Source organism: Rossellomorea aquimaris (assembly GCF_003315075.1).
Taxonomy (GTDB): domain Bacteria; phylum Bacillota; class Bacilli; order Bacillales; family Bacillaceae_B; genus Rossellomorea; species Rossellomorea aquimaris_C.
Window position 1 is genome coordinate 63727 of the sequence record NZ_QNRJ01000009.1, and the last position, 11890, is coordinate 75616.

Consider the following 11890-nt stretch of genomic DNA (forward strand, 5'->3'; position numbering starts at 1 on the left):
ACCTTTCTCCTTTTCATTACCTTGCCGTGGGATTAACGGCATCTGTTACAAATTCCTCCTCTATCTCTTCCTTCACAGGTTTCTTACTCCAGAACGTCGCAAGAATCGGGCCTGAGATATTATGCCACACGGCTGCGATGACACTCGGTAAAGCAGCCAGTGGTCCAAAATGGGCAGTGGCAAGCGCCACTCCAAGTCCAGAGTTTTGCATCCCGACTTCAATCGAAATCGCCCTCCGCTTACTTTCATCTAATTTCATCAGGACTCCCGTTCCATACCCCAGTCCAAGTCCAAATAGATTATGCAGAATCACAGCCGTGAAAATGATCACTCCCGAGGTTGCAATATTTTCAACATTTGCTGAAACAACCGCCGATACAATGATGATGATGGCCAATACTGATATTAACGGAATGACATTTAGACTCTTTTCCACTGTGCCCGGGAATAGTTTTCGAATGACTAACCCAAGAGTGATGGGTACGATGATCACTTGAACGATGGAAAGAAACATGGCGATTGGATCGACAGGAAGCCATTGGCCCGCTAATGCTAGCAAAATCAGTTGCGATTGGGGCCAATAATGTTGAAAGTGATGTCATGGCCACGGATAGTGCCAGATTTCCTTTTGCCAGATACACCATGACATTGGATGATGTCCCACCGGGAACCGACCCCAGTAATACTAATCCAGCAGCTAATTCATTCGGTAGATTCAGTATGTACGCGATTAACAGGGCACCTAACGGCATGATGATGAATTGCGCCAGGACTCCAGTGATGACAGGCAAGGGTTTCTTTAGAACCAGCTGAAAGTCCACGGGCTTTAACGTAAGTCCCATACCGAACATCACGACACCTAATAGTATCGTTATATAGCCGCCTAATGGCAGGAATGGAGCAGGAACAAAATAGGCTACCGCCGCTACGAAGATGACCCAAATAGCGAAATATTTACCTGCCAGATTGCTGATGGTTTCGAGTAGTTTCATTTCTGTTCCTCCTTCTTTTTATGTACTAGTTTGTGAGGGTTAAAGAGTTCATTTGGATCAAGTGCCAGCTTAATTTTCTCCATTACTTGAAGGGCACCGCCGTGTTCCCGCAGTTGATATTTCATCTTTCCGACTCCTACACCATGTTCACCCGTACATGTGCCATTTCGTTCAAGGGCATACTCCACAATTTGTTCGTTATATATTTCCGCTCTCTTCACCTCTTCAGGGTCGTTTAAATCAATCATGAGTGATGTATGATAATTCCCATCTCCGACATGTCCGAGGATCCCCCCTATCAACTCTAATTCTTCCAGCCTTTTTCGTGCATACTGCACGGCACCGGACAGTTCTGAAATGGGTACGCACACGTCTGTCACCATGAGTTTCCTTCCTGGGTTTCCGTGTACATAAGCATAGGCAAGATTATGTCTCGCTTCCCACAATCTATTTCTAGCTGCCGTGTCTTCTTCAAACACAATCTCTTCACAGTCATGATCGGCCACAATCTCTTTGGTGAATTCTACATCTTGTTGGAGACCTGCTTCATTACCATGAAACTCAAGAAAAAGAGTAGGTTTTTCTTTATAATCCGTCTCACTGAATCGATTCACTTGTATCATCGATGGTTCATCCACCAGCTCCACTCTCGCAATCGGAATGCCGGCTTGTAAAATGGACACGACCGCTTCCACTGCATCATTTATTTGATTGAACGATGCACGTGCTGCCACGATATGCTCAGGAATGCCATATACGCGAAGAGTCAGCTCCGTAATACATCCCAACGTGCCCTCTGAACCTACGAATAAACTGTTTAAGTGATAGCCTGACGACGATTTCTGAGCCATGCTTCCTGTGTGAATCACTTCTCCATCCGGAAGCACCACTTCTAAATCCCTTACTTGATCCCGCATGACTCCATATTTTACAGAAGTTGTCCCGCTTGCGTTTGTGGCAGCCATGCCTCCAAGGGTCGCATCAGCACCGGGATCAACTGAAAAAAAGAGACCATATTTCTTCAATTCTTTATTTAACTGTGAACGTGTAACACCAGGTTGGACCTTTACAAGAAAATCCTTCTCCCTCACCTCGAGTACCTTATTCATCCGGGAAAAATCAATGGTGATTCCTTTATCGTATGGAATCACATGACCTTCAAGGCTTGTACCAAGACCAAACGGGATAATCGGTGTGTGATGGGCAGCTGCCAACTTCACAATTGCGCTCACTTCCCCGGCACTCTCAGGGAAAACCACTATATCCGGAGAGCTTGGCCTATGATAGGATTCATCCTTCCCATGCTGCTCTAAAATCGTCTCATTCACCGTCACTTGGTGACTATTTAAGATTTCACTTAATTCATCCAACAAACCACTACTCTTCACACTCATACGCCCTCTCCCCTTCTAAAAAAATGTATAATGTATCGAATTATACCTAATAATCAGAATATTTCAATAGCAAAAAAGATATTTCCTTCCCCGGAGAGGGACGGACCTCTGTTAATGTTAGAAGAATGTGATAGGAACGGGATTCAATACTGAATAAAGTGACGGATGAGAAGTCCTCCCCTCCCAAAGAAGCGGCACGGTGAACTGAGGGACGGACCTCCAAAATAGTGATTTATGAAAAGAATGCTGTAATGGCAAGGATTCTGTATTGGTGGAAGTCCGTCCCTCAAGAAAAAAGTGGCACCGGAATCATCCGGTACCACAGTTCAATGGTTTATTTCTCTATCAATCTTTTCAATTTCTGATTCAACACCATAAATAGCTTGCTCAATTCTTGTTTCGAGACGTTCTCGTATTGGTCCCCTACACTTACTTCATACGCACACTCATCTTCGCTCACTTTTTTCACATACCCCGTTAGACCAATGCCTGTCTCGTCATACACTTCCATTAAAATCGTTTCCACTTCTTTCTGTGGATAGTGAAAGAAGACATGAAACATATTGGAAACAGGCTCTTCAGGAAGGGTCGATACACCCTGGCAGCCGTTAAAAAGACCGGCAAGTTCTTTTGCTCCTTCGTAATACTGATCCATTTTGTTGATTCGTTGGTCAAAATAGTAATCTGCACTCAGGATGTATGGATAGAGGCTGATAAGATCACCTCCATGACGTCTTTTCCATACTATTGATTCTCTCGTAAACTCCTCACTTCCTGCAAGGATCGCACCTGCAATCCCACCAATTCCCTTATAAAATGAAAGATAGACACTATCGAAAAGAGCACAGACTTCCTCCGCGGTTTTCCCATAATGGGGCAGAATTTCATAAAGCCTGGCACCGTCTAAATGGATCCTGATACCTTTATCCCGGCAATATTCAGAAATGGCTTCTAGAGTCTCGTAGTCTGGCAGTTGACCGCCGATTTCCCTTTGGGGCAGTTCTAACAGTAAGCATGCAATGTCCTCTTCAAGACCAGTCACGTCTTCCAGTCCAATTACACGCTCCTTCTCAGCTAATAGAATCGGTTCAATTCCATGTAACTTCTTCAGCCCATCTTCTTCATGAATCTCTAAATGACATAAAGGATGGTACGCCACTCTGTGCAAATCTTTTTGATCACACCAAATACGAAGGGCGATCTGCTGAGCCATCGTTCCACTTGGGAAGAAAACGGCACTTTCTTTTCCCAGATAGGCTGCCATTTTGTTTTGGAAGTCTTCTATTATTTTTCCTGATCCGTAAATATCGCTTTCAACGTCACCATCTACATCCACTAAAGCACCTTTAAGGACATCCAGATTTCGTTTGCCATGTCCCTGAAGTTGATAATCAGTCTGTTTATACGCTTCAAATAAAGTCTTTTCTCCCATCGATTTTCTCCCTTTTTATGAGTTCATCACTTTTTCAATGAATCTCTTTACTCGCTTCTTATATTGCTCTTCTTCTAGTGACCGGCAATCGTGTATGATATAACAAATGCTCCGAAAGAATTCCCAATTGTCTCTTTGACACATCATGCATAGAATTCTAAACCATGATGTCACTACTCTCCTTCCACCTGATCACATAAGCTTTCTCCATAAAATCCTTCCGATCGCCGTACATCCGGATCACATCACGGATTTCCTCAGCCAGGTATTTTTCATTCCGGTTATGGGCGAGGGATTCATAGCCGGATCCTCTTTGCAAATAATCAGAGGACGCAACGGAATACCACTTCTCATCTTCGAGAGGATCATTCCCAATGAGGATTTCCGATACCCGTTTACCATCATGGGTAATCTCTGCCCCTGAAACATGGAGCCTTCCAACGAATTTCCCCCGGAATCCCGGACCTCTTCCATCAGCTAAACAAACTCCAGCATCCAGAGACAGCTGGATGGCCGTACGAATATGCTTTCCTTGAATGTCAAAAGACGTTGGGTTCAGGGGGGATGGACAGATTTCGATCAATTTTTTATTGCTGATAAAATCAAATGCACCGGCGTTCACTATCCCACTATTGATCAAGCCAAGATCGCATTTCAACATGTCCTGCAGCCCGTCGGCGATTAAATTCGTGATTGGATTCTCCGCAATCACATCATGCCAGAGGGACTGGTCGAGTTTATATAAAGGCCTGCTTAATACGTCAATCGCCTTCTCTTTATTTTCTTTTAAAATGGCAACTACCTCTTGATCAATAGGAGAAGACCCGGTTGCAATCGTTTCCCCCCGGAGTAATTTGACACCATCCTTTGTCACATCCACTTCCACAATTCCAATGTATTCCCCATAACAACCGGCACTATTCATCACGGTCCCGTTCACTACTTTTGCCTGTGGATAAAGCTTGTGGTCATGAGCAGACAGGATGATATCGACTCCATCCAATTCATTCGCCAGCTCTTCATCTGCCAGTGTCCCTACATGATTGAGAAGAATGCAAACATCATAGTTTCCACGATTACGCTCTATTTCCTCCACGATTGCAATTTTAAAATCGGTAATATGCACACCCAGCCCGTCATTGAAACCTCCTAAGTCCGGAGACGATCCTGTAATCAGGATACGCAAACCGTTTTTTTCCAGAATGATGCTTGGCTTTACCCCATTGACCATCGTTTTGTCTTTCCTATAAAGGTTATTACTAATAAACGGTACGGGACTATTGCTGGCCATATGCTCAAGTGTATCGAATCCATTGAACATTTCATTGTTTCCAATTGTTAACGCATCATAGCCGACAAATTCCAACAGTTCGATAGCTGCCATTCCTCTCGTTCCTTGAAGCTCCACGCTTCTGAAATCAGCAAAGTCTCCCCCATCAAGAATAAGTGTGTTCTCGTCTTTATGCGCTTTAATCAAGGATGCCGCCCTCGAGAACGCTTCAAAATGGCTGTGCAGATCATTGGTATGAATAATTTTTAATTTCATCTTAACCTCCAAAGTGTTTTTCAGAAAACTCTCTCTATTAATAGTAAAGGAAATCAGAATGGTGTAAAGGATTTTTATGGAATAAAAGAGCTTACCTTCCACGTAATGGGAGATAAGCTCTTCAACTTCCTTTATTCTCTTCGACCAGTTCTGTAAAGACAACCAATCGTTCGACGTAATTATCGATTTCCCGGTCAAAATAACCCGTGCATGTAATCAGATTAAGCATGCGTTTTTCACTGGGACCGAAAATGGTTCTTAGAGGTGCATCATCTTTTTGATAAGCGACTTTTTCCCTTACTACAAATGTCAGGGTTGCTCCATTTTCATCTTGTAAATGGATCTCATCCCCAGGCTCAAGCTTCTTCAGTTCAAAAAAGACAGCAGCCTTTTTCTCATCATCTACATGTCCAGCCAGAACGGCATTCCCTTTTTCTCCTGGTTGAAAGCCCGGTTCAAACCATGCAACATCCTTTCCGTTATCCGGAAGCTCCATGTTACCTTCCTTATCGAGTCCAAATTTCTTGATAGGTGCTTCGAGGTCAAGCTTCGGTATGGAAAGAGTAGCTGGTGTCATACTATATTCTTCTTTTTGCGGTTCAGGAATAACGGGTTGAACAGGTTGTTCAATGGTGGATGATCCAACTTCACTTTCCGTAACCGATTGAGGCTCTTCGGCAGCACATGCCGCGAGAAGAGCCATCAAAGGAAGAGACAAAAGAAGTCGTTTCATTATTTTTGCAGTTTTCTGCGGGTAACAAATAGTAGTGCTGCTCCACCTAATACTGCCGACGCAAGTACGATTGGAAGAGTGGAAGTCGATTCAGTCGCTGCTCCACCCATACCTGTTTCAGGCATGCTGCCAGGCATTAATGTATAATCCTTCAGAACAAGTACTTCCAATTGATCTGCTGTATTGACTGCGAACACGCTGTATACTGTATTTTCTTCAAGCATCGTTCCAGACAGATCCAACACTTGATCTCCTTCTGGTGTTCTGATTTCCAGATCATAGGTTCCAGCATCTAATTCCTGATAATCAGTGATCGCTTTGAATTCAGCTCCACTGAATAATGCATCTCCACCTACAAGACCAACATCAACGGTCGGTGCATCCGGGGAAAGGTGTCCAACGCGCACCTTAGTCATGCCCTCTGTTACCTCCATTGAATCCTGCGCTACGACTAATTCCAGGTTTTCCACTGTATTAGCAGCCGCGACGGTGTAAGCCATTCCTGCTTCAACCGTTAAATCTTGAGAAATGACTGGGTCTTTGCTTCCCATTGTGCCTGCTGCATAAATTTCTACTTTATGGTCGCCTGCAGGAAGATTCATGTAATCTGTTGCTGCTTTAAACTCTGCGCCTTCAACCACTGCATTTCCATCCACATACACATCGACAGCCGGAGCATCAGGAGAAGCATGGACAATACGCACCATCGCATCATTCTCAGCCGCAAATGCACCTCCAGCCAGTGATAACATTAACATTGCAGTTGTCAAAATCGAGAAAATCTTTTTCATTTCTTCCACTCCTTTTGTATTTTGTACAAGTTTTGTGGTTTACTTGTACATAAAATGTACAACTAATAGAACAATATATCAATTAATAAACTGTCCTGTTAGCACATTCAACTCTCTCAGGACATTTTCACTCACAAAAGGGAAGACTATTTTCAATAAAGCACGAAAACTGATTACCATTGACACATTCCATACGATGCAGATAAAATGTGAAATAATCATTTCAACAAATAATCTTATCCACATACTCGTATAATATTGGAAATATGGTCCAAAAGTTTCTACCAAACTACCGTAAATGGTTTGACTACGAGAGGGAGCAGGGGCAGGAGTCCCTTCTCTTCTCTCTCTATGTCAAACCCTGGGTGCATCCCGGGGTTTTTTATTTAGATAAGGAGAGGATTTCATGGATACAAAAAAAGCTATACTGAAAAAAAGAATTGCAGCTGCGAATAAAGACAACCTTGCAGATCTGGTCATAAAAAATGGGAAAATAATAGATGTGTTTAACCTTGAAATCATGGAAGGAGATGTCGCGGTTACGGATGGAATGTTCGTTGGGATTGGTGAATTTGAAGGAAACCAGGTCATCGACGCGAAGGGAAGATATATTAGCCCGTCCTTTATCGATGCCCATGTTCACATTGAATCCTCCATGGTCACACCATCCGAATTTGCAAAAGTCGTCCTTCCTCATGGGGTCACGACCGTTATTACAGATCCTCATGAAATCGGGAATGTAGCCGGAGAAGAAGGCATTGGATTCATGCTTGACGATTCAGGGAACATTCCATTAGATGTGTTTACCATGCTTCCATCCTGCGTGCCGGCAACTCCATTTGAAAATGCAGGAGCAACGCTGACATCCAAAGAGCTGGAACCTTTCTATACACATGAGCGTGTCCTTGGACTGGCAGAGGTCATGGACTACCCTTCCCTCCAAAAAGGCGGTGATTCCATTGTTGATAAAATCACTGTCACCTCGGAGTATAGTCGTCATATGGACGGACATTTAGCGGGGCTTGATACAAATGCAATCAATGTTTACAAATCCGCCGGTATTCGAACCGATCATGAATGCACCACCGTCCCTGAAGCATTGGAACGAATACGCCGGGGGATGTACCTTCTCATTCGTGAAGGATCCGTGGCTAAAGATTTGAAATCGCTTATTGGAGTTGTCAACGAAAGAAATGCCCGTCGCTGTCTATTCTGTACAGATGATAAGCACTTGGATGATTTAGTCGAGGAAGGCAGTATCGATCACAATATTCGCTTAGCAATCCAGGAAGGACTCGATCCTCTATTGGCGATTAGCATCGCTTCTTTGAATGCTGCTGAATGTTATGGATTATACACTAAAGGCGCAATTGCACCCGGATACGATGCGGATTTCGTATTACTGGATGATCTTAAAACCATCTCTATATCAGAGGTGTATAAAGAAGGGAAACAAGTAGCTGCACATGGTCAGTTTGTCGGTGACTCAATCGTTAAACCGGCGCCAAAACCATCTCTGACTTCAACTGTTCATATTCCTGAACTCACTGAACAACATCTCCAAATTGAAATGGGCGTTACAGAAGAAGCACATATTATAGAAATCATTCCTAACCACCTTAGAACCAATAAACAGATTGAAAAGGTCCAAGTAGAAAATGGATGCTTTATCCCTTCTATTCAACAGGATCAACTTAAAATGGCTGTCATTGAAAGACATAAAAGGACAGGAAACATTGGCTTGGGCATCGTGAAAGGATTCGGATTGAAAAAAGGAGCCATCGCTACCACCATCGCTCATGATTCCCACAATATTGTCACAGCTGGTACAAATGATCGTGATATCCTTCAAGCGGTCGAGGCACTTAACGATATGAATGGCGGCCTGGTGATGGTGAGAGACGGAAATGTCATAGCCTCTCTTCCATTACCGATTGCAGGGTTGATGTCCGATCAGGGATTTGAAGAAGTGGTATCAGGGCTCCACGAGTTGAAAAATGCGTTTGTAGAATTAGGATTCTCCGGGGACTTTAATCCATTTCTGACTCTCTCTTTTCTCACTTTGCCTGTGATCCCGGAGTTGAAGCTGACAGATTTAGGATTGTTTGATGTTAATCGTTCCCGGCATATTGAGGTTGGGATAGAAGGTTGATGGCTTTGTTTGACTGTTGAATTTCAGTGTTTTTTTGACTGTTAAATATTGCAGTTTATTTTACTGCTTAATTTCTTTGGATATTTGACTGTTGAATTTCCCAAGAATTTTAACAGGTAATTTCCCAGTTGATTTTCAACTGTTAAAATTCTTCCTATATTCAGCTGCTGATTTTTTCATAATATTCAGCACCTGAACCCCAAACAACACTAAAACTGGGTGCCAGGTTCAGATAGTCTGGCACTCCTTTATTGGAATCGATTAGGCTACATAAGAAAAGAGATGTCTCCATTGTCGAGACATCTCTTTTCTCATTATTTACTTTCTTCTTGTAACTCTTTTTCTTCAGTCGTCGCAGCAACTTCCTTGTCAGCCGATTCTGAAATTGCTGGCTGGTAAGGTCTTTCATGGCTTCTGTTTGCATACGACTTCAGTAATTCACCTACATCGATGCCTGTCATTTCGCGTAACGGTTCCTGCATATCAAGCATCGTTCTGGTGATGCTTTTCCCAAAGGAAGGAACTCCCTGGCCATTACCGGAATCAATGATTTTAACAGAGTCAATATTGTTAAGAGGCTGGGCAATTTTCTCTGCGAAAACCGGCAGCATTTCGATTAATTTCTCGGTAATGATGACATCGCCATGTTTCTCCATTGCTTCTGCCAGCAGTTTACGGGATTCAGCTTCCGCCTTACCTCGTTCTCTGATAACATCGGCTTCTGCAGAACCTTCTTCCCTGCGGATCTTGGCTTTCGCTTCCCCGTCAATTTCAGCCTTGCGTGCTTCCGCTTCCGCTTTACGAGTGGTTTCGTAGTATTCGGCATCGGCTTTCGTTTTACGAACTTTTGATTCTTCTGCTTCAAGCTTCACGGCACGTTCACGTTCAAGGAATTGAAGGGTTAACTCTTCTTCTTTCACTTCCTTGGTAAGTTTGGCTTTTTCCAACTCATAGGACTGTTCGGATTTCGCTCTTGCCCGCTCTGTTTCTTCTTTGAAGGCTGCGTCTTTGATGTCCTTCTCTTTTTTCGATTGGGCAATGGTAATTTGACGCTTGTATTCTTCCTCTTTCGCTTCCTGATCGGTTTGGGCCCGGTGAATACGGGTTTCACGTTCGGTGTTTGCTTCTGCAATTTCAGCTTGCTTGCGAACCTCGGCGATACGTGGACGACCAAGATTTTTTAAGTATCCATTTTCTTCATCTGCATCTCTTATGTCAGTTAACCCGAGTGACGTAATTTTGAAGCCCATAAGATCCAGCTGCTTCTGGGCAATTTCCGATACGTCAGCGTTAAATTTTTCACGATTACTGTTAATATCTTCAACAGTCATTTTGGAAAGAATCGCTCGAAGATTACTTCCAAGGACCTCGATGATTTCATCTTCAATTTCCTTTTGATCCTTACCAAGGAACTGCTCGGCATAGTTCGCAATCCCGTTTAATGTATCGGCCACCTTCACCATCGCCACTGCATCTGCAACGATTGGTACTCCGCCATTTGTGTACACTCTAGGTGTCGATAGTTTTAATTGGAAGGATGTAAGATTAACAGGTGTGGAAGTTTGGAAACGTCTTAATCTGTACCCTCCACCCCTGATGATTTTCATGGAACGTCCTTCCTGGTCGGTGAAAATATTCGTTTCCTTCTCAGGATCCCCCAGTTTCGGTCCGGTAATGATCAGTGCCTGGTTGGATCTCGCTGTACGATAACGGAATCTCATCCAGAAATAATAGGCAATTCCTGCAATAGCTGCAATAACCAGAACAGGAATCAGGAACATAAAAAATCCGATGATACTTAATGATTCTAGCATTCTGACAACCCCTCTCAACATTTTCTATAAATCAGTCGAGCAACTGACTTATTATTTAATAAAATGGCTAGCTACAATACTATCTACGGAAGAGTGTTAGAAAAGTTTCAATAATTTAGGTGAATCTCCTAATTTTATATAAAAAAAGCTCGAACTCCTTCTCCTCACTCACAAGGGTTATGATAAAATAAAAGCGTTCACAATTTAATCATTGCTCATTGGTGAAGATGATCTTTAGTTCATTTTCTTAAAAGGGAAGTTGGTGAAAGTCCAACGCGGTCCCGCCACTGTAAGGCTGAGAATTCGTATGGATCCACTGTTTCGAACCTGAAATGGGAAGGAATACGAAATCGCTGACGCTGAGCCAGGAGACCTGCCAAATGAGAAGAACACAGAAGTTCCTACGGGAGATAGGAGGGTGTTGCACTAATGAGACGTCACCAGATGAATCACTGTATTCTGAACGGTCGCCTGGAATAGCCGCATCTTCTTTAATAAAAGGAGATGCTTTTTTGTTTCATACTACAAACAGGGAGATGAGAAAATGGAGCAAGCTTATTCAGTCGAACGTTCAAGAACCATACAAACAAAATTGGTATTGCCGCCTGACACCAATCATATGCAGACCATATTTGGAGGGAAGGTCCTGTCCTATATTGATGAGATTGCGGCACTATCCGCCATGAAACATTCAAGTTCAGTCGTCGTCACGGCATCGATCGACTCGGTGGACTTCTTATCGTCCGCCACGGTCGGCGACGCTTTAAGCCTGGAGGCATACGTCACTTCCACAGGGAGGACATCAATGGAAGTGTATGTAAAGGTGTACTCTACGAATCTCGTAACGAGTGTCAAAACCCTGACGACAGAATCATTCCTTACAATGGTCGCTGTTGATGAAAAGGGAAAACCGAAGCCTGTGCCAAAGGTCATTCCAAAGACGGAAGAAGAAACAAGGCTCTTTCAAACCGCACCGCTTCGAAAAGAACATCGCAAGAATCGTGCAATGATACTGTAAAGAAATAAGGAAGGGGGA

Annotated in this window: 8 protein-coding genes, 1 pseudogene and 2 riboswitches; of the genes and pseudogenes, 2 read left to right on the forward strand and 7 right to left on the reverse strand. The window is 43.4% G+C overall.

Annotated features, from left to right (window positions below; genetic code table 11):
- Nucleotides 1–16 precede the first annotated feature (16 nt).
- The 6 genes and pseudogenes from DET59_RS13020 to DET59_RS13045 all read right to left on the reverse strand — a co-directional run bounded on the left by DET59_RS13020 (nt 17) and on the right by DET59_RS13045 (nt 6888).
- Nucleotides 17–992, reverse strand: a pseudogene (locus tag DET59_RS13020) (bile acid:sodium symporter family protein).
- Nucleotides 989–2386, reverse strand: coding sequence for an FAD-binding oxidoreductase (locus DET59_RS13025; protein ID WP_113970087.1), 1398 nt, complete (start codon nt 2384–2386; stop codon nt 989–991). The pseudogene DET59_RS13020 and the gene DET59_RS13025 overlap by 4 nt, the downstream one beginning before the upstream one ends.
- Before the next feature lie 334 nt (nt 2387–2720).
- Nucleotides 2721–3818 (reverse strand): threonine aldolase family protein, encoded by a 1098-nt coding sequence (locus DET59_RS13030; RefSeq protein ID WP_113970088.1) that lies wholly within the window; start codon nt 3816–3818, stop codon nt 2721–2723.
- Between the two features lie 157 nt (nt 3819–3975).
- The gene (locus DET59_RS13035) at nt 3976–5364 is read right to left on the reverse strand and encodes a bifunctional metallophosphatase/5'-nucleotidase (RefSeq protein ID WP_113970089.1); all 1389 of its coding nucleotides are present in this window, start codon (nt 5362–5364) and stop codon (nt 3976–3978) included.
- A gap of 121 nt (nt 5365–5485) precedes the next feature.
- Nucleotides 5486–6097, reverse strand: coding sequence for a class F sortase (locus DET59_RS13040; RefSeq protein ID WP_113970090.1), 612 nt, complete (start codon nt 6095–6097; stop codon nt 5486–5488).
- Entirely contained in the window at nt 6097–6888 is a 792-nt protein-coding gene (locus DET59_RS13045) for a DUF4397 domain-containing protein (protein ID WP_113970091.1), read from the reverse strand. Before DET59_RS13045 ends, DET59_RS13040 begins: the two co-directional genes overlap by 1 nt.
- 228 nt (nt 6889–7116) lie before the next feature.
- A riboswitch (purine riboswitch) is annotated at nt 7117–7218 on the forward strand.
- A gap of 76 nt (nt 7219–7294) precedes the next feature.
- On the opposite strand from DET59_RS13045, the gene ade reads away from it, so the two are divergent.
- Complete coding sequence (gene ade / locus DET59_RS13050) at nt 7295–9040, forward strand: adenine deaminase (protein ID WP_113970092.1); 1746 nt, start codon at nt 7295–7297, stop codon at nt 9038–9040.
- Nucleotides 9041–9354: 314 nt separating this feature from the next.
- Here the strand turns inward: ade and DET59_RS13055 are convergent, their stop codons facing one another.
- Nucleotides 9355–10854, reverse strand: coding sequence for a flotillin family protein (locus DET59_RS13055; protein WP_113970093.1), 1500 nt, complete (start codon nt 10852–10854; stop codon nt 9355–9357).
- A 203-nt stretch (nt 10855–11057) separates the two neighbouring features.
- Nucleotides 11058–11249: riboswitch (cobalamin riboswitch) on the forward strand.
- A 149-nt stretch (nt 11250–11398) separates the two neighbouring features.
- On the opposite strand from DET59_RS13055, the gene DET59_RS13060 reads away from it, so the two are divergent.
- Nucleotides 11399–11872, forward strand: a complete 474-nt coding sequence (locus DET59_RS13060) for an acyl-CoA thioesterase (RefSeq protein WP_113970094.1) — start codon at nt 11399–11401, stop codon at nt 11870–11872.
- The last annotated feature ends 18 nt before the right edge of the window (nt 11873–11890 follow it).

Coding starts and splice junctions, on each gene's coding strand:
- DET59_RS13025 (WP_113970087.1), bottom strand. CDS start 2,386: ATGAGTGTGAAGAGTAGTGGTTTGTTGGATGAATTAAGTGAAATCTTA.
- DET59_RS13030 (WP_113970088.1), bottom strand. CDS start 3,818: ATGGGAGAAAAGACTTTATTTGAAGCGTATAAACAGACTGATTATCAA.
- DET59_RS13035 (WP_113970089.1), bottom strand. CDS start 5,364: ATGAAATTAAAAATTATTCATACCAATGATCTGCACAGCCATTTTGAA.
- DET59_RS13040 (WP_113970090.1), bottom strand. CDS start 6,097: ATGAAACGACTTCTTTTGTCTCTTCCTTTGATGGCTCTTCTCGCGGCA.
- DET59_RS13045 (WP_113970091.1), bottom strand. CDS start 6,888: ATGAAAAAGATTTTCTCGATTTTGACAACTGCAATGTTAATGTTATCA.
- ade (WP_113970092.1), top strand. CDS start 7,295: ATGGATACAAAAAAAGCTATACTGAAAAAAAGAATTGCAGCTGCGAAT.
- DET59_RS13055 (WP_113970093.1), bottom strand. CDS start 10,854: ATGCTAGAATCATTAAGTATCATCGGATTTTTTATGTTCCTGATTCCT.
- DET59_RS13060 (WP_113970094.1), top strand. CDS start 11,399: ATGGAGCAAGCTTATTCAGTCGAACGTTCAAGAACCATACAAACAAAA.